Genomic DNA, 26383 nt, shown 5'->3' on the forward strand with positions numbered 1-26383 from the left:
GTAGTTAAGCCTTCCAGCGCCGATGGTACTGCACTCGTGAGGGTGTGGGAGAGTAGGACGCCGCCGAACATACTTCACCCTCAGGGGCACTCGTTCACTCGAGTGCCCCTGAGGGTTTTTTGGCGTTCGGGCGCAGATTTCCACGCGACCGCGAACCCTTTCCACGTGACGGCGAACCGTCACTTTCCGGCGGCCTCGACCGCTATTCGGGCGACGCGCCTGGCGCGACCGGGTGACGCGCGGTTTGCCGGGGTTGATCGTCCATACCGTAGCCGGCATGAGCAGCGGTGGATGGACGAGGGAGGCGTCGGTGCCATGGCACGCACGCAGACAAACGAGACGAAGAGGCAGGCACGTCCGTGCCCGCCCGTCGTCGTCGGACACACCGATGTGGGCTTCCGCCGTTCTCGGCGTCGTGGTCCTCGTCGCTTTGATCTTGTTGTTGTTGACCTACGTCTGATGCGGCGTCACTCGACTGGCTTCGAGACTTCAACGGGCTTCAGGTCACCTGTCGGGAAACGGCGTTCGTTGCGCTCGATCTTGGCGAACGCGGCCTCGACGAGGTCGACGTCCAACTTGTCGGCCAACCGCACCAGGTAGTGCATGACGTCGGCCAGCTCGTCACGGACGTTCCACGCCAACTCGGGGTCGTCCATCGCGTGTGCGGCCTGCTCGGGCGTGAGCCACTGGAACAGGTCGGTCAACTCGCCGACTTCCCCGGACAACGCCATCACCAGGTTCTTCGGGGTGTGGTACTCGTCCCAGTCACGCGCGGCGGCGAACCGGCGCAGCGCGTCCCGCAGGTCTTCCAGACCCTTGCCCGCTGGATCAGTACCCGCTGAATCCGTACCCGCAGAGTTCATGCCCGCAGAGCTACCACACGGTGGTCGCTGGGCCGCACGCCGCGTACCCGTTTGAACGCCGTGCTGAACGCGAACCCGTCGCCGTAGCCGACCGCACGTGCCACGGACTCGACCGTGGCGTCCGGCTTGCCCAACAGGTCCGCGGCGACGTCCATGCGCCACTGGGTCAGGTACGTCAGCGGCGGCACGCCGACCAGTGCGGTGAACCGGCGCGCCAACGCCGCCCGTGAGACCCCTGCGCGCGCTGCGAGTTCCGCGACGGTCCACGCACGCTGCGGCTCGTCGTGCATCGCGCGCAGGGCGGGGCCGACGGTCTCGTCACCCAACGCCCGGTACCACGCGGGCGTGTTCGCCTCGGGCCGGGCGAACCATTCGCGCAGCGCGTACACGAGCAGGAGGTCGAGCAGTCGTTCGAGCACGATGTCCTGCCCGGCCTGGTCCTTCGCCACCTCCGCGGCCAGCACGTCCACCGTGGGGCAGTGCTCGTCGTCGCACGTCACGACGAAGGCCGTGGGCAGGGCGTTCAGCAGCCGCGCCGCCACGCCACCGTCGACCGAGTAGGCGGCGGTGATCACGAGCGCGTCGCCGTCGCCGACGAGGCCGTAGGTGCGGGTGCCGACGAGCCACTGGTCGCAGTCCACCTCGCGGACTTCGAGCTGCGGTGGCGTGGACGGGTCGTCGGCCAGGACGAACCGCTGCGGTCCGTGGATCAGGCCGAGCGAACCCGGTCGCAGCAGGACCTGCGTCCCGTCCTCGGCGAGCAGCCAGGTGTCACCCCGCACGGCGGCGACGAGCGTGAACGGCCGCGTCTCCGTGAACGCCAGCGCCCACGGCGGTGAGGCGAACGAGCGGCACACGTCGGCACGATGCGCGCGCAAGCCGCGCAGGAGATCGGTGAGCGCGTCCATGTCATCCACGTAGACGATTGAACATGCATCGGGGACGGTGAGCCATGTTCCGCCCAGCACGATCTTGATTGTCTTGTGGCATGACAATCCTGGTGCTCGGCGCGACCGGCAAGACCGGTCGCCGTGTCGTTTCCTCCCTCGATGCCCTCGGTGTCGACTACCGTGCCGTGTCCCGCCGCACGGAGATCCCCTTCGACTGGTCGGACCCGTCCACCTGGGCGCGCGCGCTCGACGGCGCCACCGCCGTCTACCTCGTGCCGCTCGCGATGAACCTCGACGACGCCGAGTTGGTCGAGTTCGTGCCGCAAGCCGTGGCGGCGGGTGTGCGGCGGATCGTCCTGCTCTCGGCGCGCGGCATCCCGACGGACGACGGCCGCGAGCGAGCAGTGCGGGAGTCGGGTGTGGACTGGACGATCCTGCGGCCGACGTGGTTCTCGCACAACTTCAGCGAGGACTACTTCCTGCCGGAGATCCTGGCCGGCGAGGTCGTGCTGCCCGCGGGCGCCGGCAACGGCAACGGCGGCCACCCGTTCATCGACGCGCAGGACATCGCCGACGTGGCGGTGGCGGCGTTGACGCAGGACGGGCACGCGGGCGTCACCTACGAGCTGTCCGGGCCGGAGGCGTTGACGTTCGCCGAGGTGGTGGCGCGGATCGGTGAGGCGTCGGGTCGTTCGATCCGCATCACGGACGTGCCTGCCGCCGACTACACCGGCATGTTGGTGCAGGGCGGCATCGAGAGCGCGTACGCGGAGGTGCTGACGATGTCGTTGACCGCGATCCGCGACGGCCACGACGCCGCGTTGTCCGACGGGGTGCCGTCCGTGCTCGGGCACGACGGGCGGCTGTTCGGCGACTACGTGAAGGAGGCGGCCGGGAGCTGGGTCACTCCCTGACGAGGGTGAGGTTCGGCCTGGCCGCTTGGCCGGGGTCGCCTTGACCCGGCAGGGCGGTGAGCACGAGGCCGAACACCAGCCCGTTCAGCTCCTCCACGTCCAGCAGGAGCTCGCGGGCGACGCCGTGCGGGGTGGTGCCCTGGGCGCGCAGGACGCGGAAGACCTTGGCGAGCAGCTGGGACGTCTCGCGGTGGGCCATCCCGACCGTGCGGCGGGCCAGCTGGGCGCACACGGTCGCGTGCTGGGGCCGCGTCAGCAGGCCGAGGTCGCGCAAGCGGTGCGCCAGGGTCACCGGGTCGACGTGCCAGGCGGCGCTGTGCGCGACGACGTGCTCGGTGAGCGGGCCTCGGGCCACGGCGGCCAGCACACCGGCGCGCGGCAGCAGGAACGAGGTGGCGAACGTTTGCGCGTCCGACGACCCGGTCAGCCGCCCGAGCTCGCGCGCCGCGTCGAGGCGGGCCTGACCCGGTGCGACCGTCGGGTCCAGGAAGACGTACGGGGTGCCGGCGTGGCGGCAGGAGAACGGACCGACGCCCGCGCAGTCCGGCGGCAGGGAGAAGACCCGGACGCCGTGCGCTTCCAGCAGGTGCACCATGTTGGGCGCGGGCCGGTGCGGGATGCCCCAGCGGGCGCGCAGCACCTCGGCCGCCGTCTCCGGGTCGGGGTGGTCCCACGTCGGCACGTCCGGCTCGGGGAACGTGAACGCGCGCGTCAGCCAGCCGTCGAAGCCGATGGCCAGGCGGGCGGCGCCGATCGCGGCGTCCCGTTGCCGCTTGGCGGCCGGCCTGGTGAACGCGACCTCGATCTCCGGCACGTCGTCGGCTTCGAGGAAGCCCGGCGGGAAGCCGAGGGCCTCGGTGAGCCTGGCGGTGGTGGCCGGTCGTGGTTGGCGGCGGCCGTGCTCGTAGTCGCCGATGCTCGCCGGGCTCGTGCCCGCCTTGCGCGCCAGCTCCACCGCGGTGAGGCCGCGGCGGGTCCGGGCGAGGACGAGGCGGGAGGGCGTGAGCATGATCGCGCCATTCTCGCACCCGCCTACCGGCGTGGCGTGACGGTGACGTCCACCTCGTCCGGGCCGTGCGGATCGCGCGGCGTGGGCAGCGGGCCGAAGACCAAGGGCGGCAACGTGATCCGGCGCGCCCACCGGTCGACGACCTGGCCCTGCGGCGTGGGTTCCGGCTGCGCCACCTCGCGCAGCACGACCAGCCGTTCGCCTTCCTGCTGGGGGTAGGTGACCAGGAACCACAGCTTCCACTCGTGCGTGTGCAGGGAGTCGAAGAGGGTGAACTGGTCGCTGTCGTTGCCGCGCATCATGGCGGCGATGGCCGGGCCCTTGGCGTAGTCGCTGCGCAGGGGTGCGCCGGGCGTGCCGGTGTGGCGGTTGCCCTGGAGCGTGCCGAGCACGACCGGCTTGGTGGGGTGCTGGACGAGGCCCGCGTTCCACTTGTCGACCCGCGTCCAGCCCTCCGCCACGAGGACTTCGCGGAGTCTGCCGACCCGGTGGATCCAGTCGAGCAGGCCGGCGCCGTTGGTCGGCCCGAGCGGGGGCGCGGAGGCACGGGCGTCGACCCCGGCCCAGATCGCCTCGTCCAGGTGGTCGGTGCGCAGGCCGAGCTCCGCCAGCTGGGCGTGGTGCTCGGCGGTCAGCTCGGTGGCGTTCGACATCCTCATACCCGGCACGGTAGCGCCGACCACCGACAATCCGACCCCACCGACGACCCGACCGCCTCCGACCCCGACCCGTGCGCGCCGATCAGCCCGCCAGGTTCAGCACGGCCGCCTCGGCCAACCGCCGCGCTCCGTCGCACGGCTGCGCGAGGTCCGGTGAATCGCGCTTCGCCGTGAACGACGCGACCAGGTACTGCCCTGCCGCCGTGTCCACCATGACGTCGCAGGAGGCGGTGTCCGACGGGATCGTGACGGTGACCGCCGGGAAGCCGCGAACCGGGTCGGTGACCTCCGACCTGGCCGCGCGCTCGTTGCCGGTCCAGGCCTCGATGCCCTCCGCGGTCACCGGGACGAGGGTGTAGCTCGCGTCGGCCGAGGTCCAGTTGCAGCCCGTCGTCTCGTATGTCTTGATGGGCAGGGGCTTGCCCTCGCCCCCGACGAGGAGCTCGGCGCGTTGCGCTTCGGTCAGGAGCAGGCACGGCTGCTCGGCCTCCAGCCTGACCTCCCGGGGCCGCGTCACCTGTGACGTGGGAGGAGGGCTGGACTGCGACGTGGGTGCGGGCTCCGACGAGGCGGGCTCGACCGGCGCCGCGGGACTGCACGCCGCCGTGAGGGCGACTGCCACCAGAACACCGGCGAGGGATCGACGCATGGCTCGGGCTTCCCCTGTTCCGCTGCTTTCCGCCGACGATCGACGTCAGGTGTGACGCCGTCGCCCGGAACGGGGTTCCGCGCCCGGGGAAGTGGAAGGATGACGTGGTGGATGCGCGGCGCAGGAACAACGTGGTCGTGACCGGCAACGCCGGCGGTCCCGTCGTCATGCTCGCGCACGGCTTCGGGTGCGACCAGACCATGTGGCGGCTGGTGGCGCCCGCGCTCGCCGCCACGTGCCGCGTCGTGCTGTTCGACCACGTCGGCGCGGGCCGGTCCGACCCGTCCGCGTGGGACGCGCGGCGTTATTCGACGCTCGACGGGTACACGCGGGACGTGCTGGACATCTGTCACGACCTCGACCTGCGCGACGTGGTGTTCGTCGGCCACTCGGTGTCGGCGATGGTGGGGGTGCTTGCCGTGGCCGCGGAGCCCGCGACGTTCGCCAAGCTCGTGCTGGTCACGCCCTCGCCGCGGTACATCGACGACGTCGACTACCGGGGCGGGTTCAGCGCCGCCGACATCGACGAGCTGCTCGACTCGCTGGACAGCAACTACCTGGGCTGGTCGGCGGCGATGGCCCCGGTGATCATGGGCAACGCCGACCGGCCGGAGCTCGCCGCCGAGCTGACCAACAGCTTCTGCCGCACGGATCCCGAGGTGGCGCGGGTGTTCGCCCGCACGACGTTCCTGTCCGACAACCGGGCGGACCTGGACCGGGTGACCGTGCCGACGCTGGTGCTGGAGTGCGAGCAGGACGTCATCGCGCCGCCCGAGGTGGGCGCGTACGTCCACGCGCGGATCCCCGGCAGCAGGCTCGTCACGCTCTCGGCCACGGGCCACTGCCCGCAGCTCAGCGCGCCCGAGGCCACCGCGACGGCGATCGCCGGGTTCGTGGCGGAGGGCGCGTGACGGGCGACCGCGAGGCGTTCTCGGCGTTGTTGGAGGACAGCGCCGAGGACCTCTACGAGAACGCGCCGTGCGGCTACCTGTCGACCATGTTGGACGGGCAGATCGCGAAGGTGAACGGGACGCTGCTGCGGTGGCTGGGGTACGAGCGCGTGCAGCTGGTGGGTCGGCTGCGGTTCGCGGACCTGCTCAGCGTCGGCGGCAAGCTGTACCACGAGACGCACTTCGCGCCGTTGCTGCGGATGCAGGGCCAGGTCGGCGGCGTGGCGTTGGAGATGGTCGCGGCCGACGGCACGCGGTTGCCGGTGCTGGTGAACTCCACCGTGAAGACGAGCGGTGACGGTGAGCCGTTGCTGATCCGCACCACGGTGTTCGACGCGAGCGACCGCCGTGCGTACGAGCGGGAGCTGCTGCGCGCCCGGCAGGAGGCGGAGCGGGAGCGCGACGAGATCCGGCGGCTCGCGACGACCCTCCAGCGGACCCTGCTGCCGCCGGTGCTGCCCGCCGTGCCGGGCGTGGAGACGGCGACGCACTACCACCACGCGTCACCGTTCGAGGTGGGCGGCGACTTCTACGACCTGTTCCCGCTGGCGGACGGCCGGTGGGCGGTGTTCCTCGGCGACGTGTGCGGCAAGGGCGCGAACGCGGCGGTGGTGACGTCCCTGACCCGCTACACGCTGCGTTCGGCGGCCGTGTACGACCCCGACCCGGTCGCCGTGCTGACCAACCTCAACACCGTGCTGAACCAGGAGGTGGGCACGCGTTTCTGCACCGTGGCGTTCGGTGTGCTGACCGTCGAGGAGGACCGCTGCGCGCTCACCCTCGCGGCCGGCGGTCACCCGCCCGGTCTGCTGCTGCGGGCCGACGGCACGGTCGAGTACGTCGAGATGCCCGGTGGTCAGCTGATCGGGATCCTGCCGGATGCGCGGGTCGTCACCACGACCGTCCACCTGACCGCCGGCGACACGTTCGTGCTGTACACCGACGGCCTGATCGAGGCCAGGACCGGCCCGGACACCCGGTACGGCGAGGAGGAGCTGCTGGCGTTCGCGACCACCCTGCCACCGGTTTCCGCGGCGGGGGCGGTGGACGCGCTCGTCGGCCTGCTCGACCGGTTGGGCAACGGCGTCGAGGACGACACGGCGGTGCTCGCGATCGGCGTCCCGACTCGTCGGCTCAGCGGCGCACGGGCGGTCCGAGCAGCCGTCGGCCCGTGATCAGGGCGACGGTGGCGAGCACGAACGGCATGGCCAGCAGGAGCATGAGCGTCCACGCGCCAGGCCAGGAGAGGGCGCGGGCGTCCCTGCTGAGCGGCGCCGACGACAGCCCGAGCGCCAGGCCGCCGAAGGCGAACACCGTCATGAAGAGCGACGACGTCCACGCCACGACGATCCCCGAGCGCAACTCGCCCACCTTGTGGAGGTCGAGGTGCTCGGCCGACACGTGGCGTCGAGCCGCGAGGAGGAAGACGCCCGCCAGGACCACCATGACCATGCTGCTGCCCACGAGCGACCAGCTGAAGACGCCGAGCGCCGGGTACGCGGGAGGCAGTTGACCGCCGAGCAGCGCGAGCAGCGGGATCAGCACGAGGCAGGCCGTGATCAGCAGCAGGGCGACCCGTCGGCACCTCGTGCGGATCCGGTGCGCGTGCGGCGCCGGGATCCACAGGTACCGAGGTGGTAGGGGCGGCGGCGGGTAGCTCACGGTTCTGCCAATCCGGTCGGGACGACCTCATGTCGGTGGTGAGCCGGTGGGCGCCACCGGGCCCGACATCCTTGCAGCGGGTAGTCAACCAGGTTCGGAAAGTAGTCGGTGTCCGGGTCGGTCTACGGCTCCCAGACCTGTATCGCCCTGACCACGAAAGGAGCGTCCGGCACGTAGGTGCCCTTGCCCGGGTAGGTGGTGAACTCGGCCTCGGTCGAGCACGTCACCCGCTGGTAGACCGAGGTGTCCCTGGTCAGGTTGTTCACGAACGAGCGCGCCACGAAGCCGTCGGGCAGCGGGATGCACTCGCGCGGGTTCGCGGACTCCAGGTCGAGCCGGTGGGCGTCGCCGGTGTACCGGGCGCCCGACCACACGCAGAACTCGCCGCGGTCGCAGGTCGGGTCGGGTTGCCGCGCCACCGCCGTGCCGCTCGACGCCAGGGCTCCGGTGGTGAGGGCCAGGGCGGTCACGAGGCCGAGGGTCGTCATCGAGGTCACCTCCACCGCTCCAGGGTGCTGTGGTCGGCGGTGGTGTGGGGTCCCGGCGACCGCCGTTCACCTGATTGTGTGGGCAGGTCCGGGTTTCGGCAGGGCGAGGCGTTCGGCGAGGCGGAGGGCGTCGTGCGGTGCGACGGCGTCGGTGTCGTTGTCGAAGTACGCGTAGACGTCGTGGTCGGCGGCCCAGGCGCGGATCTTCGCGGACCACTCGTCCAGTTCGTCGTCGGTGTAGCTGCCGACGTACAGGGCCTGGTTGCCGTGCAGCCGCACGTACGCGAAGTCCGCCGTGACGTCCTCCAGGTAGGGGAACCGGTCGGCGGAGTGGGAGACGACCAGCGCGATCCCGTGCGCGCGGAGGAGGTCGTGGAACTCCGGGACCTGGAACGTCGGGTGCCGGACCTCCAGCGCGTGCCGCAGTGGTCGGTCGGCGTCCGCGGTGGTCCAGGCGCGTTCGTCCGGCAGGCGGTCGTCGTGCCGTTCGGCGAGTTCGGCGGCGGCGGTCGTGGTGCGGGGGAGGAGGTCGAAGAACGTGGTCAGCCGGTCGGGGTCGTAGGCGGTCGTCGGGGGCAGCTGCCACAGCACCGGTCCGAGCTTGGGGCCGAGCGCGAGCACGCCGGAGGCGAAGAAGTTGGCCAACGGGGTCTCCACGTCGCGCAACTGCTTGAGGTGGGTGATGAACCGGCCGCCTTTGACCGCGAACACGAAGTCGTCCGGCGTCTGCCGTGCCCACGTCCGGTAGCTGGAGGGGCGTTGCAGGGAGTAGAAGGAGCCGTTCAACTCGACCGACGTGAGGAGCCCGGAAATGTGCTCCAACTCCCGCCGCTGCACCAGGCCTTCCGGGTAGAACGCGCCGCGCCAGGTCGGGTACACCCAGCCCGACGTCCCGATCCGCACCTCGCCCGTCACGTCGGCGGGGTACCCGGATGATCTCCGGCGTACCCCGCGAGCCGGTGGGACCATGCCGGTGTGGGATTCGCCGACCGCGTTCCCCAACTGCTCGCCGAGCACCCGGAAGGGCTCAGCGACGGTGAGATCGCGGCCACGCTGCACACCAACCACTCGCAGGCGAACATCTACTGCCGCCAGTTGGCCAGCGAAGGGCGCATCGCGCGGGACGACTTCGCCCGACCCATCCGCAACCGCCTGCTCGACCCCGAAGAGCCCACGCCCACCCGGCCGTCCAGGCGCTTGACGGCCCCACCGCGAGACGTGGTCGACCGGTCGGAGGCCGCTGTCCAGGATCGGGTGGTCTCCTGGTTGGTGGGTGAGCGGTGGCGGGTGTTGCGGGTCGCGGACACCGCCGCCCGCGAGCGCGGCACCGACATTCGAGCCGAACGCGCCGGAACGCTGCTGCACGTCGAGGTGAAGGGTTACCCCTCGACGTCCTACGCCGACCCCCGACGGGTGCACGAGGCCAAACCGACCCAACCGGCCACCCGGGCACGGGTGTGGTTCGCGGGTGCGGTGGTGAAGGTGCTCCAGCTCCGGCAGGAGCACCCCGATGACGATGTGGCGTTCGCGTTCCCGGACGTGCCGACCTACCGTTCGTTGCTGCGCACGATCGAGACGACGGTCACCGCGATGCGCCTGTCGGTGTTCCTCGTGCGCGACGACGGCTCGGTCGCCGCTCGGTGGCCTTGACCTCCACCGCACTCGAAGGTGCAAGTTGGTGCGCATGGACGACCGCACACTTGACGCCTACCTGGCCAGGATCGGCGCGACGCGCGCGAGCACCCTGGTCGAGCTGCACGAACTGCACGTCGCCTCGGTGCCCTTCGAGAACCTGAGCATCCACCTCGGCGAGGCGATCGTGCTCGACGAGGACCTGTTGGTGGACAAGATCGTCACCCGGCGACGCGGTGGGTTCTGCTACGAGCTCAACGGCGCGTTCGCGGCGCTGTTGAGGGCGTTGGGACACGACGTGCGGATGCTGTCGGCCAAGGTGTTCAACGACGGCGCGTACGGCCCGCCGTTCGACCACATGGCGTTGCGCGTGGGCGATCTGCTCGTCGACGTCGGTTTCGGGCGGTTCAGCCTGCGGCCCTTGGACCTCGTCAGCCGGGAGGACCAGCACGATCCCGCCGGTGCGTTCCGGATGGTCGACACACACGAGGGGGACGTGGACGTCCTGTTCGACGGCGTTCCCCAGTACCGCCTCGAACTGCGCCCGCGTGCGTTGGAGGAGTTCCGCGCCACGTGCTGGTACCAGCAGACGTGGCCGGAGTCGCCGTTCCGGCGCGGTGCGACGTGCTCGTTGCCGACGGCGACCGGGCGGATCACCATCGCGGAGAACAAGCTGATCACGACGACCGGTGACGACAAGGTGATCGAGGAGCTGGACGACGACGCGCTGCTGGACGCCTACGCCAAGCACTTCGGCGTCGTGCTGGACCGCGTGCCCCGGCTCGGCTGACCGTGCCTCGGCTGACCGCGGCTCGGCTCAGCCGAGGCGTTCGGCGAGCGCGAGGGCGTCGAACGGCGCGGCGCCGCCCATCGTGTTGTCGAAGTAGACGTACACGTCGCGCGAGGCCGACCACTCGCGGAACCGTGAAGCCCAGCGGTCCAGGGCCGGGTCCGAGTACGCGCTGACGTAGAGCTCTTCGTCGCCGTGCAGGCGGGCGTAGACGAAGTCGGTGGTGAGCTCGCGCGGTTCCGGGAAGCGGCCCGCGGATTCGGCGACGACGAGCGCGACGTCGTGCTGTGCCAACAGCTCCACCAGTTCGGGCGTGTCCCAGCTCGGGTGCCGGACTTCGAGCGCGTGCCGGACCGGCGGGTCGGGTAGCAGTTCCAGGAACGCGGCGAGCCGCTCGGGCCGCCACGGCAGCGTCGGCGGCAGCTGCCACAGCACCGGCCCGAGCTTCGGCCCGAGGTCGAGGACGCCGGACTCGAAGAACTCCTCCACGTCCTTCTCGACGTCGCGTAATCGCTTCGTGTGCGTGATCTCCCGATGGCCTTTGACGGCGAACACGAAGTTCTCGGGGGTGCGTTCGAACCACGACTTGAAGTCCGTCGGCTTGCGCAGCCCGTAGAAGGAGCCGTTGATCTCGACCGTGTCGAGGCGCCGTGACAGGAACTGCAATTCCAGCCGCTGTTGCAACCCGCGCGGGTAGAAGTTGCCGCGCCACTCGGGATAAAGCCAGCCGGATGTGCCGATTCGGATCTTGCCCACGGTGACGATGTTGCCCATCGGTGTGACCACCCAAACGTGTTCGGCTAGAAGCCCGCGCCGTCCAACGCGCCACTCACCACGCGATCGACCCGCGCCTGTTGCGGATCACGCGCCAACGCCTCCGTGCACGGGCACCCGGCCAAGTCGTTGCCGCACAGGTACACGCCGAGCACCCGCAGGCTGCGCGCCGTCTGCCGCAACCTCGCGGCACCCCGCAACCGCACCTGCCCGTACACCGCCTTGGCGAGCTGGTACGGCACACCGGGCCCGAGGTCGACGCACGCCTGGCTGTCCAACTCCTCCGCCACGTGCGCGATGGGCCGACACCCGTACGCCCGCGCCGACCGCACGAGCCTCTGGTCCAGCCTCGCCACAAGCCGCTTGGCCACCTCGTCCCGCCACGCGCGGTCGGCGCGGAGGTAGGCCACCAACTCCTCCACGCGCACGGGATCGGGCCTGGGACGGCGGGCGCGCGCTCTTCGTCGTTGCGACATGACTCTCAAGATCGTGCGTCGCGAACCGTCGTGAGCACCCCTCACCCGCCTGCGCGGCCAAAGCACCCGCGTGCCGTAGCGCCCGCCCACTCAGAGACGCCACCGCGCTCGTGGAAGCAGGGTGCAGCACTTCGTGCCGCAACTCCCGCGGCGCTTATTCCTTGACCAGGACCTTCGCCCGGTGTGAGAGCAGGGCGTTCACCTCATCCGGGTCGAAGTAGGCCGGGTCGAAGTCGGCGGGGTCGTCCAGCCCCAGCCACTCCACCCGCTCCTGGTGCTCCGGGTGGTCGGGGTCGGCCAGCACCTCGCACAGGTATGCGTAACCCCAGATGCCGCCGGAGTCCTCCGGCGGGCCTGCTCGTCGACCGGTCACGCAGCGGGGATATGCGGTTCCGGGCTCGGCGGTGACGATGTCCTCGACCACGATGTCGTGGTCCCAGCCGTCGCCGAAGTCGTAGAGGTAGCCGAAGCGGTCCTTCGGGTTCCCGGCGACGTCGGCGAGCGTCACGGTGGTGGCGTCGCCGTACTCCAGTTCCGGGTCGGGCGTCCCGTACCGCCCACCGGGGGTCTCGAAGACCCACAGGTGGTAGCCCTCCCACTCGAACGAGTCCTGGAGGGTCCGGTGCAGCCGCACCAATGGCGTCGTGGACGGCGCCTCCAGACGACGCCAGATCGGCGGCTTGGCCCCGCGCAGCGACACCTTCAGCCGGTGCACGCGCGTGTCGGCCGGTGTCGGCTCGGGTTCCGGTAGCAGCTCCACCCGTTGTCGCAGCAGGGCCAGGTTCGTCGTCACGTCCTCGATCTGGTCGGGCTCAACCGGGCACGGCCCACGGTCCAGCGCGTCGGCCACGATCACTCGTGCCTGCCCGGGCGTGTACTCGAGGAACACGATGCCGTGCTGCTCGGCGGCCTGGACGTAGCCGGCCCTGATCGCCTTCGGCTGGTCGCTGACGAAGCAGTCCTTCACCCCACCGCCAAGGTCGTGGTCGATCAGCACGACGACGGCGTGCGCCTTGCGCCCGTAGGCGAAGGTCATCGCCAGCCCTTCCTGCGCTCCGTGCGCGTCGGCGTAACCGAAGCACGCGCCGACGGTGGGTTTGCCGACCGCCTTCACCCAACCCGGCTCGACCAGACCGCCGCGGACGAGCCGGTCACCCGCTTCGCGGGCCAGCGCCCGCACCGGTTCCGGCGCGAACACCGCGAGCACCCGAGCCATCGCCAGGGCCTCCGGCGTTCCGGTGACCTCGGCGTCCCCGATCAACGCGGTCAGTGCCGCCGGGACGTCTTCGGGATCGAGGTCCTGCGCGAGCAGCCCCAGGAACTCCGCGACGGACAGCTCGGCGTCCAACGGGCCGCAGCCCGCCTCCAGCAACGGCGAGAAACCCCCGAGAATCCCGGCCAGCGCGAGTTCGGGTGTTTCCAGCGCGCCCGCTTCGACGAGGCGTCGTACGGCCTCGTCCACGTCACCGGAGTCGTCGACCAGACGGAGGACTTCTTCGGGAGCGCCTTCGGAGACCAGCATGGCACGCAGATCGGACAAGGTCGGCAGGCTGTCGTTCGACACCCGCCCTATCGTGCCGGCTGGGCTCGGCCTGCTGTCCAAGGTCCTCGTACCCGAACATCCCTCGACAATGCGCTGGGTCGCCGGAGGTCCCGGTCGGGGCCCGCCCGGGGCGCCAGTGCGCCGGACCGGCGCGTGGAGCTCGCGGTCCTGTGACGTTTTCGCGGTGATCGTCGATGCACTGGTGGGACAGCCGACGTTCGAGGGCGTCGTGGCGAGAGGCGCGTCGAGTGGCGGGAATTCGCGACGCGAGTCGTGACGGAAGAGTCCGATCGGTACGGTGGCATCCGAGGTGGTGGCGAATGAGCACCTTCGGCACGTCCTCGGCCCGCAGGAACCGCTGACCGGGGAACTCGTAGCCCGGCTTGTACCCGCACAGCGTCACGAGGTCGCTCTTGGGCCGCTCGACCATGCGCACGTTGACGACGCTGTAGGCGTGGACGAAGCTGTCCGTGTCGCCCTCTTTCCACCACAGCTTGTCGGCGAACTTCTGGTTGCGGAACACGTATCCGACCTCGCCATAGGCCTTCACCTTGTTGTCCCCGGTGAAGAGGACGACGTCGCCGCGCCGCAACTGCTTCATCATGTCGGCGTGGCCCTCGGTCGCGCCCCAGAAGTGAGCGACACCCGACGGGTGCAGGGCGAGCAGGTGTTCTCGCTCCTCGTCGGTCAGCAGCGGACCGCGCTCGTCGTCGGCGAAGGGCACCCAGCCCGCGATGGTGTCGTGGAAGTGCCTCCTGGCGCTGGGCTTGCCGTAGGAGGGGGCGACCAGGATGTTCGGCGTCACTGGTCGACCTGCTTCTCGATCTCCGCCTCGACTTCGGGAACGTCGACGTCGAGGTCCGCGAGCACTGCCAGCTCGATGGCGGTCAGCCGCTGCTCGGCGGATGCCCGTCCCTTGCCGTCGAACCTGACCCCCTCGGCCCTCAGGACGTCCCTGGGGTCGTCGGTGCGGTTCGGGTCGGCCCAGTGGAAGTCCGGCGAGATCTCGCCGCTGAACCTGAGCACCCGGTGCGCGTTGGGGATCTCCACGCTGCCGAGCCGCGCCCCGACGGTGACCTGGTGGCTGCCGATCACCTCGGCCACGTCGGAGTAGCTGGTCCACCGGCCGGGCGGGATGCAGGCGAGGATCTGGTTCATCCGCCACCACAGAGGCTCGACCGGCGTGGTGTCCGCCGCGTCCGTGGGTCCTGGCCAGATGCGCAGCGCACGCTCGGCGAGCGCCCGGCCGCGTTCCCGGATCTCCTTCGCGCCCCACCGCGACGGGAACTCCGTCAGGACGCGACGGCCTGACGGAGTTCCGCGACCACGACGTCGTCGGGAACCGGAGATCAGCGAGGCGCGACCGCAGCCGGCAAGACGGCACGTCCAACGTGAGCGAGAACGCCCGCCACCACGGCCGGCGCGGCCAGCAGGAGCAGGTAAGCCCACACCCCACCGGTGAACCCAACCGGGCTCGCGCCGCTGCGCGCCGTCATCACCAGCAGGAACCAGGACACCGGGACGAACAGCGTCGAACTCACCCAGCCGCCCGTCAACGCGCGCCTGGCCTGCCACATCCGGAAGACGTCGAACTGCTCGCCCCACGCGTAGGACCGGGCCATCCCGATGCTGATCGAGGACAGGAACGGCGCCGTCACGGAGGCGCTTCCCGTGATCCAGACCAAGGTGTTGATCGGGTGGTGGGCGGTGGGCAGGGCTCGCCCGAACCCCACGATCGCCGAGGCGAGCGCCAGACAGGCCACCAGACCCACCGCCGCGAGGACGGCGCACCTGCCCTTGATCTCGTGGACACGGGCGGCGGGTATCCGGAGGTACCGCGGACCCGGGTGCGTCACGAGTCGGGCCGCCAGTCCGAGCGGTCGCCGTCCGTGACGCTCGCGTCGGCCATGTCCGCGGTGTTCGGCATCGTCCACGTCGAGCCGAGGTCCCGGACCTTCTGCCGGATCGCGGCCTGCTCGACCTCGATCGTGTTGACGTGCGACTCCAGCGCCATGATCGTCGCGGCGATGAGGCCGAACGCGGCTGCCGCCGCGGTGAGGATGACGCCGATCGCCGCCGGGATGCCCACCACGGTGAACGCGGCGGCCACCGCACCCGCGATGGCGACGGCGAACCCGATGAACGCCAATCCCATCGCGGTCCAGAACATGTCGATCGAGTTCGCCAGGCTGGTGAGCGACGAGCGCATCTGCCCGGCGATGTCCTTGATCGAGTCGAGCCCGGCGGCCTGGGGCGGCACCGTCGCCTCGTAGGCGCGGGCCGCGCGGCCCTCCCACTCGATCGTGGCGCGGAGCTTGTCCGGCCCGATCGTGCCGGCGACGTCGCCCAGCGCGTCGCCCACCCGCGACACCCACTGCTCGCCGACCCGCTTGAGCCGGTCGGAGTCGCCCGGCTGGTCCCACAGCTGGTTGACCCGGTCCCAGAACTCGCGCAGCTTCTTGTCGAGCAGCGCCATGTTGCGGACGATCGGATCCACGAGGTACTCCAGCGGCGCGGGCACCCAGCTCATGACGCTGTTGACCTGCTCGAAGAACCTCCTGCTCTCCTCGTCGATCCTCCCGGTCTGCCGGTGCGCCTCCTGCACGAGCGGGTTCACCGGCCACCACCGTCGGTGTGGATGCTGTTCATGGCGTGCCGGTTCGCTTCCTCTTCGGCTTCGTAGGTGTTCGCCGCCGCGTGCAGGCTCTCGCTGAGGGAGCGGAACGCCTGGGTCGCCTGGGCGAGCATGTCCTCCAAGGCGTCACGGGCGTCGTTGTAGGTGCGGTCCAGACCCCGGTCGACCGCCCACATGGACACGTCGGCGCCGGTCAGGGCCAGCCCGCCGAGCGCGGAGCGGGGGCCGTCGAGGTTGTCGGCTGCGGTCGCCCACGCCGTGGCGTCGGACCGCATGGCTTCCAGGGCGACGGAGATGTCGGTCATGGCAGCAACCCCATTCGGCGCAGCAGTGTGTTCGGATCGCTCAGCAGAGCGGTGAGTTCGGTGATGGCGGGGCTCTGCGGCCCCTGTGCGACGTCGGCCGGGACGGTCCGGGCATGGAGGTTCCTCAGCACTTCGAGGAACTCCTGCTGCATCTCGGTCACCCGGGCCGTGTGCGTCCAGGCCGGGTCGGCCTCGATCCCGATGACCTGCCCGCGGTGGGTGGTGCCGCGCACGTGACCGCCTCGGCTCTCCGCGGTCGTCGGCCGGTCCACGACCTCGACCGTGCGCTGCGCGTACCGGGCCAGGTCGGCGCCGACGGCGTCCATCAGCCGCAACGCCTGCTCGGGTGTGATGCGCTCGGTAGACGGGGGTGGTGGCGGCTGCCGTGGTGGAGGCTCCGCCGGTCGCTCGGCCTGTTCCACCAACGCCCGCACGGTCGCGGCGTTCGCCGCTTGGGCCACCGCCGGGCCGAGGGCGCGCGGGTCGACCGACTGGCGCCACCGCGCGGCGATCGTCACCGACTGGACCTCCGCCTCGTCGTTGACCGCCACGGTGACCACGCCGTTCGGGTCCTGCCCCGTCAGCAGGTCCTGCCGTGTCCGCTGGTCCTCCCGGGACGGTCGTGGCGGCCGGTCCCCTTCATCGCCGTCCTCGAAGCCGAACCTGAATGTGCCGCCCACGTCTCCCCTAACGGTCGGTGATCGATGATCTCGAACGGTAGCGATCGTGATGAGGTGATCCGTGCGCGAACTCGCGTCGTTCCCCGCGAGATCCGCGCCGAGCACCCGTTGGGATGAGCTGTTCACCAGCACTCCCCACCGGGGCATCGGTGTGCTGCGACCCCGGTCGCGGCCCTAGGCTGAACCGGTGACGCCCGAGAAGCCCGTCGAGCAGATGACGATGGCGGAACTCCTGACCAACCAGGTCGACCAGGAGCCCGCCGAAGGTCAGCGAGCCGAGACCGCGTCGGTCGACGCGAGCAGTTCCGACACGGCGTGAACGAGCCGGGGCTGGTCGGCGGGGCTCAGCGTCGCCCACTCCCGGCCGTCGCGCGACGGTCGGCGGGTGAACTGCCACCGGCCCTCGGCGGTGTCGTAGAACGACACCGCGTACGGGCCGCGCCGCCGAGGCCCCAGGTGTCCCTGCCGCGCGGTCCTGGCCGCGGCGCCGAACTGGCCCATGCGCGTCACGCCGCCGAGCACCTGGCCGATCTTCTGCGCGTCGACACGGGCGAGGCCGCTGTCCCGCAGCGCGTTCTCCAGGCGTGACGCCGACTGCCCCGCCACCGCGGCAGCGCGGTCGAGGTCGTCGGCGAGCACGCTGACCGACCGCGAGCGGGGTGCCGGGTGCGGTGGCAGGAGGCCGACCACCGACGCGACCAGCGCGGTCTCGTCGATGCCGGCCAGGCTGAGCCCTTCGGCGGTGAGGACGGCCAGCACGGCACGCCCGCGTCCGGCGGCGGCGACCGCGCGCACGCGGGGGCCTCCGTCCAGGCGCAGACGTGCGTCGACCTCGCGCTCGGGAGCGGCGAGCAGGGTCAGCCAGTCGGCGAGGCGTGCGTCGAGTCCGCCCCGTGCGGCCAGGCCCCGTGACTCCAGGGATCGCCACGCGTCCTGGAAGAGCGCTCGGCGTTCGTCCAGGGTGGTGCCGTGGGAGGGGATGGACAGGATCGTGGGGTAGTCGCCCGGTCGCAGGTGGTCCCAGCACAGCTCGAACTCCAACCGGGACAGCGTGACCGTCACCAGTCGTCTTCCCCGATCACCGGCGGCGCGACCCGCGGGACGCTGTCCTCGCCCCAGACGTCGTCCAGCTCCTCGAGGTAGGGCGCGGTCTGGTGCTCACGGTCGTCTTCGCCCTTGGCGGCCTGCGGGGTACCGGCCAGTCCTGTCGCGGGCGGACCGGCCGCCGCACCCGGGCCGCGTGCGGGCGCGGCGGCCGGGCGGTTGGTGTGGGGGTCGTCGCCGGTGCCCGTCAACCCGCCAGGGCCGGGTGCAGGGGTGGCCGGGTTGCCTCCGGGGGAGAACGGTTTCGCGCCGACTCCGCCCACTCCTGCGGCCACACGTCCGCTCGTGCCTCCGCCGAAGCCGCGCGACGTGCCGCCCTTCGCCGCCTTCCCGGGGCTTCCGGGCACCCCGGGAAAGGAGTTCACGGGCGCGGCGGGCCGGTTCGTCAGCGGGACGCCGACCGGCGTGGTGGCCGGTGGAGCGGACGCGTGCGAGGGCGTCGTGACCGTGCCGGGGGTCGGACGGGAAGAGGTCTCGTGCGGTGGTGCCGCAGCGGAAGTGCCGGTCTGGTCGACGTCATGCGGCCCGGTCACAGCGGAAGCCCCTGGCTCGACGTAGCCGGGTTCGCCAGGAACGGACGCCGTGCGTCGGGGCGTGGTGATCTGCGCTTGTCGGACCTCGTCCCGCTCGACGGCGGCGGGCTCGACCACCCGCGTGGCGACCGATGGCGGCGGCACGAACTCGCCGAGCGAGTCCACCGCCGCGGACGCCCGGTCGCGGTAGCCGTTCATCACCGCGACGGCCAGGCGTTTGGCCTCCTGCGCCCGCGCTTCCTGGAAGTCCTGGTCGGTCTGGCCGCCGACGAGGTGCGTGAATCCGGCGGGGACGCCCCAGAAGTCGTCGTTGGCGGTCGAGGTGACCTCGACCGGCTCCGGCATCCTGCCCTTCGCGTCCACGTAGGACAGGGCCTGCGACTCCAAAGACGCGCGGGTGACGATCGCGGCGGTGCGGGCGTCGTCGGCCCACTGCACCAAGGGTGCGTTGCCGCTGGTGAACCGTTCCCCGGCCGCGCCCTGCCACACCGCGCCGGACTCGCGGATCGCCGTCTCCAGCTCGCTGCGGGCGGTCTTCATCACGTCGAGGAACTCTGTCCAGGCGTCGTCCACGGTCTGGGCCGCCGGGTAGCCGGGACCTCCGTGGATCTTCTCGTACAGCTGCCGGTGCGACTGCGCGTCGAAGTTGTGGTTCCCGATGCTCCCGTCCGTCCGACGTCTGCCCAAGTCGTGCTCCCAGGTCCCCATTGCCGCCCCCTCACTTCAGCAGGTTCTCCATGGCCGCCTCCGCCAACTTCCGCGCCCCGTCGCAGGGCGCGGGGAAGCGGTCCTCGTACGTGGGCAGCACCGAGAACGTCGCGGCCAGGTACTGCCTTTCGGAGGTGTCCACCATCACGTCGCAGCGGCCTTCGTCGTTCGGCAAGGTCACCGTGATGGCGGGGAAGTCCACCACCGGGTCGGTCGCCGCCGCCCTGCCTGCCCTCTTGCCGTCCGTCCACGCGGAGATGCCCTCGACGGTCACGGGAACGAGATGGCTGCTGGCCCCGACGACCGTCCACGAGCAGCCCTTGGTCCGGTAGAAGGTGCTGTCCACGAGTCGTCCCGCCTTGTCGATCCGCAACGCGGGCAGTTGCTCATCGGTCAGCAGACCGCAGGGTTCTGCGCCGCGGAGCTCGATCTCGCGCGGGCGCTCCGGAGGTGGGGCCGAGGTCGTGGACGGTGAAGTGCCGGGAAACGCGCCCGCGCCACTCGCCGGGCGTGGCACACCGGCGGTGGTGTTGCACCCGGCGACGAGGACGACGACCGCCGCCACGCAGAGAACAGGACTGACTTCCGCTATTCGAGGCCTCATCGGTCGGCTACCCCGTGGATCTTGCGGATCACATCGGTGTTGCCGTCCTCGACAAGTCCGTAGGTCCTTGCCGCCGCGAGGAGTTGCTCGATGTTGGCGTCCAGTTCGGCGAGGAACTTCTCGGTGACGTCGAGTGCGACTGACGAATGGTCGGTGAACACGCCGGCGGCGTCCCCGGAGACCTCGTCATCGGCGAGTGGTCGCCCTCGGAGGGAATTTCCCTGTGCCTGCAGGAAATCCGACACGGAGTTGCGCACAGCCTCGTAGGTCGCCATGAGGTCCAACACCTTCTCCGGTTCCACCTGCATGCTCGTCGTTGGCGGTGCAGGAGGTCCTGCTGATCCGCTGACGCGCTGATACGGCATGGCGCCCTTCCCCCTTATGAGAATGGCTCACATATACGTCCAGGACGTGACTGTGCGCATAAGGTTCTCATGCGTGGCGGCCCGGCGGTCCGCACTTCGCGTGCGCCCCCTGATCGGCTCAGGCGGTTACGCACCGTTCGGGGGTTCACCCGTGTGAAGTAAACGCTATTAGGCGAAATTGGCGTTCCGGCTGCTTCCACGTAGACCAGGGTTACGGCATCCGGGCTGCTGGGCCGCTCGATCCTTCTTACTCCGAGTGTGATTCGATCATCGCGGTCGAAGCTCTCGATTTCGGTGCAGTGACTCGGGCGGGTGAACTGTCAACTGTCAGGACCTCGCGGGCTCCGATCGGGTACCGGCCGGTTGAGCGCACAATTGTTCGAAACTCGGTCGATATTCCATCTGATCGTGTATCCGGAGTCGTCACCGGTTGGTGCGGTTCAGGCGGCGGGGTCGGGTGGCCAGACAGGGGTAAGCACTGCGCCCCGACCGTCGCACGACGGCCGGGGCGCAGGGGACTGGGGATCAGGCAGGCACGGAGGCGACGCCGGGCGCCAGGAAGCGCTTGCCCGTCACCTTCTCCGAGATGCCCGAACGGTCCAGGTAGGGGGTGATGCCACCCAGCCAGAACGGCCAGCCGGCGCCCAGGATCATGCACAGGTCGATGTCCTGCGCCTCCGCCACCACGCCCTCGTCGAGCATGATCCGGATCTCCTCGGCCAACGCCTCCAGCGCACGCGCGAAGACCTCGTCACCGGTCAGCGGCTTGTCGCCGAACGACCACAAGGCCCGCACCTCGGGGTCGACGCTCTGCTTGCCCGACGAATCCCACTGGTACACGGCGGTCTTGCCGGCGGCGACGAACGCCTTCATGTTCTCCGACACGCCGAACCGGTCGGGGAAGGCGGCGTTCATCGTCTCCGCCACGTGCAGCGCGACGGCGGGGCCGACGAGCTGCAGCAGGATCAGCGGCGACATCGGCAGGCCCAGCGGCTCGGTGGCCTTGTCCGCCACCTCGAACGGCGTGCCCTCGTCGATCGACTTCACGACCTCGCCCATGAACCGGGTCAGCAGCCGGTTCACCACGAACGCCGGGGCGTCCTTCACCAGCACGGACGACTTCTTCAGCTGCTTGCCCACCGCGAACGCGGTCGCCAGCGTCGCGTCGTCGGTCTGCCCGGCGCGCACGATCTCCAGCAGCGGCATGATCGCGACCGGGTTGAAGAAGTGGAAGCCCACGACCCGCTCGGGGTGCTTGAGGCCCGACGCCATCTCGGTGATCGACAGCGACGACGTGTTGGTAGCCAGCACCGCCTCCGCCGAGACGAACTCCTCGACCTCGGCGAACACCTTCTGCTTCACGCCCAGGTCCTCGAACACGGCCTCGATGACGAAGTCCGCGTCCGAGAACGCCGCCTTGTCCAACGAGCCGCTCACCAGGGCCTTGAGCCGGTTCGCCTTGTCCGCCGACACACGGCCCTTGCCGAGCAGCTTGTCGATCTCGCCGTGGACGTACCCGACACCCTTGTCCACGCGCGCCTGGTCGATGTCGGTGAGCACCACCGGCACCTCCAGCCGCCGCGCGAACAGCAGCGCCATCTGCGACGCCATCAGGCCCGCGCCGACGATGCCGACCTTGGTGACCTTGCGCGCCAACGACTTGTCCGGCGCGCCTGCCGGCCGCTTGGCCCGCTTCTGCACCAGGTTGAACGAGTACAGCCCGGCCCGCAGCTCGTCGCTCATCACGACGTCCGCCAGCGCCTCGGTCTCCGCCGCGTACCCGGCGTCCAAGTCGTTGGCACGGGCCAGTTCCAGCAGCTCCAACGCCTTCAGCGCACCCGGCGCCGCGCCCTTGGTCCTGCCCTCGACGATCGCCCGAGCCCGCGCCACGGCGGCGTCCCAGCCCGCACCGCGGTCGATCTCACGACGAGCGGGCACGACGTCGCCGCGCACCACGGAGGCCAGCCACAGCAGCGACTGCTCCAGGTAGTCCGCCGAGTCGAACAGCACGTCCGCGATGCCCAGGTCGAGCGCCTGCTTCGGGTTGAGCATCTTGTTCTGGTTCAACGCGTTCTCGAAGATCACGCTGACCGCGTCGTTCGCGCCGATCAGGTTCGGCAGCAGCTGCGTGCCGCCCCAGCCCGGGAACAGGCCGAGGAACACCTCGGGCAGCGCGATGGCCGCCGCGTTGGACGCCAGCGTCCGGTAGTGGCACGACAGCGCCAGCTCCAGGCCGCCACCCATCACCGCGCCGTTGAGGAACGCGAAGGTCGGCACGGACGACTCGGTGAACTTGCGGAACACGTCGTGGCCGAGCTGGCCGATCGTCACGGCCTGCGAGCGCTCGGACGCGCCCTCCACGGCCGTCAGGTCCGCGCCGACGGCGAAGACGAACGGCTTGCCGGTGACCGCGATCGCCGCCGGGTTCGCCGCCGCGGCCTCGTCGAACGCCGCGCTCAGGCTCACCAGCGACTGCGGGCCGAACGTGGACGGCCGGGTGTGGTCGTGGCCGTTGTCGATGGTGATGAGGGCGACCTTGCCGTCGACACCCGGCACGGAGACCAGCCGGGTGCGGGCGTGGGTCACGACCTCGTCGGGGAACAGGGCCTTGGCCTCGTCAGCGGTCAACGCGGTCACTTGTTCTCCCCATTCCAGTGCGGGTTCTCCCAGATGACAGTCCCGCCCATGCCGATGCCGATGCACATGGTGGTGATGCCGTAGCGCACGTCGGGGCGCTCGGCGAACTGCCGTGACAGCTGGGTCATCAGGCGCACGCCCGAGGACGCCAGCGGGTGGCCGGTGGCGATCGCGCCGCCCCACTGGTTGACCCGCGGGTCGTCGTCGGCGATGCCGAAGTGGTCGAGGAAGGCGAGCACCTGCACCGCGAACGCCTCGTTGATCTCGAACAGGCCGATGTCCTCGATGGACAGGCCCGCGCGCTGCAACGCCTTCTCGGTGGCCGGCACCGGGCCGACGCCCATGACCTCGGGCTCGACGCCCATGAACGAGTAGCCGACCAGGCGCATGCCGACCGGCAGGCCGAGCTCGCGCGCGGTCTCCTCCTCGGCCAGGATGCAGCCGGTCGCGCCGTCGTTCAGGCCGGCCGCGTTGCCCGCGGTGACCCGGCCGTGCGGGCGGAACGGCGTCTTCAGCTTGGCCAGGTCCTCGACCGTGGTGCCCGGGCGGGGCGGCTCGTCGGCGGTGGCCAGGCCCCAGCCGTTCTCCGTCGAACGGGTCGCGACCGGCACCAGCTCCGGTCCGATCTTGCCGTTCTTCACCGCGTCGGCGTACTTGGCCTGCGACGCCGCCGCGTACGCGTCCGTGCGCTCCTTGGTGATGTGCGGGAACCGGTCGTGCAGGTTCTCCGCCGTCGAGCCCATGACGAGCGCGGACGGGTCCACGATCTTGTCCGACAGGAACCGCGGGTTGGGGTCGACGCCCTCGCCCATCGGGTGGTGGCCCATGTGCTCCACGCCGCCCGCGATCACGACGTCGTACGCGCCGAACGCGATGCCGCTGGCGGACGTCGTCACGGCCGTCATCGCGCCCGCGCACATGCGGTCGATGGCGTAGCCGGGCACCGACTTGGGCAGGCCCGCGAGCAGCGCGGCGGTGCGGCCGATGGTCAGGCCCTGGTCGCCGATCTGCGTGGTGGCGGCGATGGCCACCTCGTCGACCCGCTCCGGCGGCAGCCCGGGGTGGCGGCGCAGCAGCTCGCGGATCACCTTGACGACCAGGTCGTCGGCACGGGTCTCCGCGAAGATTCCCTTGGGGCCGGCCTTGCCGAACGGCGTGCGCACGCCGTCCACGAAGACCACGTTCCGAACGCGTGCCGGCGCTACTGGTGCGGCCACGGCGTCTCCTCCGCTTGTGGTGACGATTCGCCCGAGCGGTCGGGCGCGACTCCTACCGATCGGTAACACAACTCTAGCCCCTGTTACTGGCCGGTAACCACCGTGGTCGCCCTGTCGGGTCGGTCACAGAACGCCCGGATGGCCAGGAACAGCCCGAACCCGAACGGGGACAGGACGATCGTCAGCACCAGCAGCGGGCCCATGAGCAGCGGGTGCAGCCCCAGGCGGCGGCCCTCCCGGTGCATCCACGCGCCGATCAGCAGGTCCCACGCGATCACCTGCGCCCAGACCGCCGAGGCGCCCCACGCGGTGGCCAGGAACTCCCTCAGCGTGTCCAGGTTCGGACTGCTCATCGTCGCCCACAACTCGGGCAGGTGCGCGGCGACCAGGACGGTGTAGACGACCAGCGGGGGCACCGCGATCAACGGGGACGAGACGATCCGGTTCGTGACGGCGGAGGTCGGGGCGAAGATCATCAGGCCCCAGAACGGGACGGTGAGCCAGAACGTGATCTGGAAGAGGAACCCGGTCATGCGTGCACGACCTCCTTCTGGTCGTCGGTCGTGTCGGTCGTCCGCAGGGTCCTCGCGATCACCGCGGCGGTCCAGGTCACCACGGCCAGCGCGCCCAGCGCGGTGAGCAGGTCGGGGCGCAGCAGCGGCTGCCCGCGCAGCGCCTGCCACGTGACCAGGGCCATCAGGCCCGCGTAGCCGGTGGTCAGGCCCCAGGCGAGCTTCGGGGTCGCGCGCCGGCCGAATGCGGCCACGGCCAGCGGGACGACCTGCAGGGCGTGGATGCCGACGAAGTGCGGCACGCGGAGGTCGCCGCCCTCGGTGCTCCAGCCCGTCAACGGCATGTAGGGGCCGCCGTCGCGCACGCCGACGCTGTGCGCGCCCACGATGCCCGCGGCGACGTCCTCGTCGTCGGCCCGGCCGGTCATGAGGGTGCCGAGGCCGAGGCCGACGAGGGCGAGGAGCAGGCCGAGCCGGATGGAGAGCCCGGTCGCGCGGTCGCGGAACCTGGTGAACAGCAAGGTCACGGCGATCACCGCGTGCATGATCCAGAGCGTCAGGATGCTGTAGGTCATGATGTCCCACAGCAGTTCGTCGAACGGGGTGCCGACGTTGAAGTGGCTCCGGGCGCCCCGCAGAACCTGGCCCACGATGATCGCCATCTCGGCGGCGGAGGCGAGCGCGATGACCGTACCGGCCCACCAGCCGACCCGGCGGAACCTCGTGACGAGGGTGAGCATCCACGCCAGCGTGACGGCGTAGAGGCCGAGGGAGACGGCGAACTTGAACGGCTTGAACCAGATCGGTGACCCCACCAGGATCCGGTCGTCGACGACCAGGCCGACCAGGGAGACGGCCGTCGTGGCGGCCATCAGCAGGGAGAAGAGCATCAGCGGCAGGTGCCAACGCAGGGCGCGGGACATGGATGCCTCCTAGAATGGATAGCGGCACTTTCTACTATCGGATAGTTACAGTATCCATACTGAGGATCGTCTCAGGAAGGGGCCGTGCCGGATGCGCATCGCCGAGTTGAGCCGTCGCAGCGGCGTGCCCGTGCCGACGATCAAGTTCTACCTGCGGGAAGGGCTGCTCCCGGCCGGTGAGCTGACCAGTCCCAACCAGGCCAGGTACTCCGACGGGCACCTGCACCGGCTGCGGCTCGTGCGGGCGATGGTGGAGTTGGGAGGGCTGTCGATCGCGGCCGTGAGGGAGGTGCTCGGGGCGTTGGACGACCCGGAGAAGTCCCTGCACAAGGCGATGGGCACGATCTCGGCCGCGGTGGCGCCGGCGGACCTGGGCAGCGAGGACGAGGTCGCGCACGAGCAGGTCGAGGCGTTCCTGGAGCGGCAGGGGTGGGTGTGCCGACCCACGTCGTACGCGTACAAGGCGCTGGTGGGGGTGCTGGCGACGGCGCGCGAGGTCGGGCACGAGCGGTTCGCGGACCTGCTCGACGGGTTCGCCGCCGCCGCCCGGCCGTTGGCCGAGGCCGATCTGGGTTACGTGCTGGGCGCGAGGTCCACGGACGAGTCGTTGGAGGCCGTCGTCGTGGGGACCGTGCTGGGTGACGCCGCCATGGCGGCGGTGCGCGCGCTGGCCCGCCGTGAGCTGTCCGGCACCCTCCAGGCCACCGAAACCCCCACCCAACCGTGCCAGGACACCTGACCCACCCCGCGTGTCGAACCTCCGGGTCCCGCGTGTCCCACGTTCAGGACCACCGTGTCCCACGTTCGCGTACCCCGAGTTCAACGTTCAGGACACGGGCTGGTTGTTCTGAACGTTGAACT

Annotated in this window: 31 protein-coding genes; 6 read left to right on the forward strand and 25 right to left on the reverse strand. The window is 70.6% G+C overall.

Annotation, left to right across the window (positions count from 1 at the left end):
* Nucleotides 1-467 precede the first annotated feature (467 nt).
* Complete coding sequence (locus AB0H12_RS36950; protein WP_499629290.1) at nucleotides 468-863, reverse strand: nucleotide pyrophosphohydrolase; 396 nt, start codon at nucleotides 861-863, stop codon at nucleotides 468-470.
* Nucleotides 860-1771, reverse strand: coding sequence for an AraC family transcriptional regulator (locus tag AB0H12_RS36955; RefSeq protein ID WP_499629479.1), 912 nt, complete (start codon nucleotides 1769-1771; stop codon nucleotides 860-862). The genes AB0H12_RS36950 and AB0H12_RS36955 overlap by 4 nt, the downstream gene beginning before the upstream one ends.
* Nucleotides 1772-1851: 80 nt before the next feature.
* Between AB0H12_RS36955 and AB0H12_RS36960 the strand changes: the two genes are divergently transcribed.
* Nucleotides 1852-2667, forward strand: a complete 816-nt coding sequence (locus AB0H12_RS36960) for an NAD(P)H-binding protein (RefSeq protein WP_499629292.1) — start codon at nucleotides 1852-1854, stop codon at nucleotides 2665-2667.
* Here the strand turns inward: AB0H12_RS36960 and AB0H12_RS36965 are convergent.
* The 3 genes from AB0H12_RS36965 to AB0H12_RS36975 all read right to left on the reverse strand — a co-directional run bounded on the left by AB0H12_RS36965 (nucleotide 2657) and on the right by AB0H12_RS36975 (nucleotide 4984).
* Nucleotides 2657-3676, reverse strand: a complete 1020-nt coding sequence (locus AB0H12_RS36965) for an ImmA/IrrE family metallo-endopeptidase (RefSeq protein ID WP_499629294.1) — start codon at nucleotides 3674-3676, stop codon at nucleotides 2657-2659. The two genes, AB0H12_RS36960 and AB0H12_RS36965, sit on opposite strands and share 11 nt — an antisense overlap.
* Before the next feature lie 23 nt (nucleotides 3677-3699).
* Nucleotides 3700-4335, reverse strand: coding sequence for a hypothetical protein (locus AB0H12_RS36970; protein WP_230571405.1), 636 nt, complete (start codon nucleotides 4333-4335; stop codon nucleotides 3700-3702).
* 82 nt (nucleotides 4336-4417) lie between these two features.
* Entirely contained in the window at nucleotides 4418-4984 is a 567-nt protein-coding gene (locus AB0H12_RS36975; protein ID WP_499629297.1) for a DUF3558 domain-containing protein, read from the reverse strand.
* A gap of 107 nt (nucleotides 4985-5091) precedes the next feature.
* Here AB0H12_RS36975 and AB0H12_RS36980 point away from each other — a divergent pair, with 107 nt between their 5' ends.
* A complete protein-coding gene (locus tag AB0H12_RS36980; RefSeq protein ID WP_499629299.1) occupies nucleotides 5092-5895 on the forward strand; it encodes an alpha/beta fold hydrolase in 804 nt (267 codons plus the stop codon).
* A complete protein-coding gene (locus AB0H12_RS36985; protein WP_499629301.1) occupies nucleotides 5892-7109 on the forward strand; it encodes a PP2C family protein-serine/threonine phosphatase in 1218 nt (405 codons plus the stop codon). The genes AB0H12_RS36980 and AB0H12_RS36985 overlap by 4 nt, the downstream gene beginning before the upstream one ends.
* Here the strand turns inward: AB0H12_RS36985 and AB0H12_RS36990 are convergent.
* The 3 genes from AB0H12_RS36990 to AB0H12_RS37000 all read right to left on the reverse strand — a co-directional run bounded on the left by AB0H12_RS36990 (nucleotide 7069) and on the right by AB0H12_RS37000 (nucleotide 8999).
* Entirely contained in the window at nucleotides 7069-7596 is a 528-nt protein-coding gene (locus AB0H12_RS36990; protein ID WP_499629303.1) for a hypothetical protein, read from the reverse strand. The genes AB0H12_RS36985 and AB0H12_RS36990 overlap by 41 nt on opposite strands.
* Before the next feature lie 122 nt (nucleotides 7597-7718).
* Complete coding sequence (locus tag AB0H12_RS36995) at nucleotides 7719-8084, reverse strand: peptidase inhibitor family I36 protein (protein WP_499629304.1); 366 nt, start codon at nucleotides 8082-8084, stop codon at nucleotides 7719-7721.
* Nucleotides 8085-8150: 66 nt separating this feature from the next.
* The gene (locus AB0H12_RS37000) at nucleotides 8151-8999 is read right to left on the reverse strand and encodes a DUF72 domain-containing protein (protein WP_499629307.1); all 849 of its coding nucleotides are present in this window, start codon (nucleotides 8997-8999) and stop codon (nucleotides 8151-8153) included.
* Between the two features lie 60 nt (nucleotides 9000-9059).
* Between AB0H12_RS37000 and AB0H12_RS37005 the strand changes: the two genes are divergently transcribed.
* Both AB0H12_RS37005 and AB0H12_RS37010 read left to right on the forward strand, forming a co-directional pair.
* The gene (locus tag AB0H12_RS37005; RefSeq protein WP_499629309.1) at nucleotides 9060-9734 is read left to right on the forward strand and encodes a hypothetical protein; all 675 of its coding nucleotides are present in this window, start codon (nucleotides 9060-9062) and stop codon (nucleotides 9732-9734) included.
* Between the two features lie 34 nt (nucleotides 9735-9768).
* Nucleotides 9769-10506: an arylamine N-acetyltransferase family protein gene (locus tag AB0H12_RS37010; protein ID WP_499629311.1), complete on the forward strand. Its 738-nt coding sequence runs from the start codon at nucleotides 9769-9771 to the stop codon at nucleotides 10504-10506.
* Between the two features lie 27 nt (nucleotides 10507-10533).
* Here AB0H12_RS37010 and AB0H12_RS37015 read toward each other — a convergent pair whose 3' ends face one another.
* The 17 genes from AB0H12_RS37015 to AB0H12_RS37095 all read right to left on the reverse strand — a co-directional run bounded on the left by AB0H12_RS37015 (nucleotide 10534) and on the right by AB0H12_RS37095 (nucleotide 25522).
* Nucleotides 10534-11262, reverse strand: coding sequence for a DUF72 domain-containing protein (locus tag AB0H12_RS37015; RefSeq protein WP_499629314.1), 729 nt, complete (start codon nucleotides 11260-11262; stop codon nucleotides 10534-10536).
* Nucleotides 11263-11306: 44 nt separating this feature from the next.
* Nucleotides 11307-11756, reverse strand: a complete 450-nt coding sequence (locus AB0H12_RS37020; protein ID WP_230571397.1) for a hypothetical protein — start codon at nucleotides 11754-11756, stop codon at nucleotides 11307-11309.
* A gap of 154 nt (nucleotides 11757-11910) precedes the next feature.
* Nucleotides 11911-13296, reverse strand: a complete 1386-nt coding sequence (locus AB0H12_RS37025; RefSeq protein WP_499629316.1) for a plasmid pRiA4b ORF-3 family protein — start codon at nucleotides 13294-13296, stop codon at nucleotides 11911-11913.
* Nucleotides 13220-14104 (reverse strand): hypothetical protein, encoded by an 885-nt coding sequence (locus AB0H12_RS37030; protein WP_499629319.1) that lies wholly within the window; start codon nucleotides 14102-14104, stop codon nucleotides 13220-13222. Before AB0H12_RS37030 ends, AB0H12_RS37025 begins: the two co-directional genes overlap by 77 nt.
* The gene (locus tag AB0H12_RS37035; RefSeq protein WP_499629321.1) at nucleotides 14101-14457 is read right to left on the reverse strand and encodes an MGMT family protein; all 357 of its coding nucleotides are present in this window, start codon (nucleotides 14455-14457) and stop codon (nucleotides 14101-14103) included. Before AB0H12_RS37035 ends, AB0H12_RS37030 begins: the two co-directional genes overlap by 4 nt.
* A gap of 191 nt (nucleotides 14458-14648) precedes the next feature.
* Entirely contained in the window at nucleotides 14649-15062 is a 414-nt protein-coding gene (locus tag AB0H12_RS37040; protein ID WP_499629324.1) for a hypothetical protein, read from the reverse strand.
* A gap of 89 nt (nucleotides 15063-15151) precedes the next feature.
* Nucleotides 15152-15916: a hypothetical protein gene (locus tag AB0H12_RS37045; protein WP_499629326.1), complete on the reverse strand. Its 765-nt coding sequence runs from the start codon at nucleotides 15914-15916 to the stop codon at nucleotides 15152-15154.
* Nucleotides 15913-16239, reverse strand: coding sequence for a hypothetical protein (locus AB0H12_RS37050; RefSeq protein WP_499629328.1), 327 nt, complete (start codon nucleotides 16237-16239; stop codon nucleotides 15913-15915). Before AB0H12_RS37050 ends, AB0H12_RS37045 begins: the two co-directional genes overlap by 4 nt.
* Complete coding sequence (locus AB0H12_RS37055) at nucleotides 16236-16919, reverse strand: hypothetical protein (RefSeq protein ID WP_499629331.1); 684 nt, start codon at nucleotides 16917-16919, stop codon at nucleotides 16236-16238. The genes AB0H12_RS37050 and AB0H12_RS37055 overlap by 4 nt, the downstream gene beginning before the upstream one ends.
* Before the next feature lie 267 nt (nucleotides 16920-17186).
* Nucleotides 17187-17981, reverse strand: a complete 795-nt coding sequence (locus AB0H12_RS37060; RefSeq protein WP_499629334.1) for an ESX secretion-associated protein EspG — start codon at nucleotides 17979-17981, stop codon at nucleotides 17187-17189.
* A complete protein-coding gene (locus AB0H12_RS37065; RefSeq protein ID WP_499629337.1) occupies nucleotides 17978-19243 on the reverse strand; it encodes a PPE domain-containing protein in 1266 nt (421 codons plus the stop codon). The genes AB0H12_RS37060 and AB0H12_RS37065 overlap by 4 nt, the downstream gene beginning before the upstream one ends.
* Before the next feature lie 31 nt (nucleotides 19244-19274).
* The gene (locus AB0H12_RS37070; protein ID WP_499629340.1) at nucleotides 19275-19829 is read right to left on the reverse strand and encodes a DUF3558 domain-containing protein; all 555 of its coding nucleotides are present in this window, start codon (nucleotides 19827-19829) and stop codon (nucleotides 19275-19277) included.
* A gap of 35 nt (nucleotides 19830-19864) precedes the next feature.
* Nucleotides 19865-20233 carry a PE domain-containing protein gene (locus AB0H12_RS37075; RefSeq protein WP_499629343.1) on the reverse strand — a complete coding sequence of 123 codons (369 nt, stop codon included), beginning with the start codon at nucleotides 20231-20233 and terminating at the stop codon, nucleotides 19865-19867.
* Between the two features lie 525 nt (nucleotides 20234-20758).
* The gene (locus tag AB0H12_RS37080; protein WP_499629346.1) at nucleotides 20759-22870 is read right to left on the reverse strand and encodes a 3-hydroxyacyl-CoA dehydrogenase NAD-binding domain-containing protein; all 2112 of its coding nucleotides are present in this window, start codon (nucleotides 22868-22870) and stop codon (nucleotides 20759-20761) included.
* Entirely contained in the window at nucleotides 22867-24087 is a 1221-nt protein-coding gene (locus tag AB0H12_RS37085; protein ID WP_499629349.1) for a thiolase family protein, read from the reverse strand. Before AB0H12_RS37085 ends, AB0H12_RS37080 begins: the two co-directional genes overlap by 4 nt.
* An 83-nt stretch (nucleotides 24088-24170) precedes the next feature.
* Entirely contained in the window at nucleotides 24171-24620 is a 450-nt protein-coding gene (locus tag AB0H12_RS37090; RefSeq protein ID WP_499629352.1) for an ABA4-like family protein, read from the reverse strand.
* On the reverse strand, nucleotides 24617-25522 hold the full coding sequence (locus AB0H12_RS37095) for a hypothetical protein (protein ID WP_499629355.1): 906 nt from the start codon (nucleotides 25520-25522) through the stop codon (nucleotides 24617-24619). Before AB0H12_RS37095 ends, AB0H12_RS37090 begins: the two co-directional genes overlap by 4 nt.
* A gap of 91 nt (nucleotides 25523-25613) precedes the next feature.
* Between AB0H12_RS37095 and AB0H12_RS37100 the strand changes: the two genes are divergently transcribed.
* Entirely contained in the window at nucleotides 25614-26261 is a 648-nt protein-coding gene (locus tag AB0H12_RS37100) for a MerR family transcriptional regulator (RefSeq protein ID WP_499629358.1), read from the forward strand.
* Nucleotides 26262-26383: the final 122 nt, after the last annotated feature.

Origin of the sequence: Actinosynnema sp. NPDC023794, assembly GCF_040639675.1 — a bacterium.
GTDB classification, from domain to species: Bacteria; Actinomycetota; Actinomycetes; order Mycobacteriales; family Pseudonocardiaceae; genus Actinosynnema; species Actinosynnema luteola.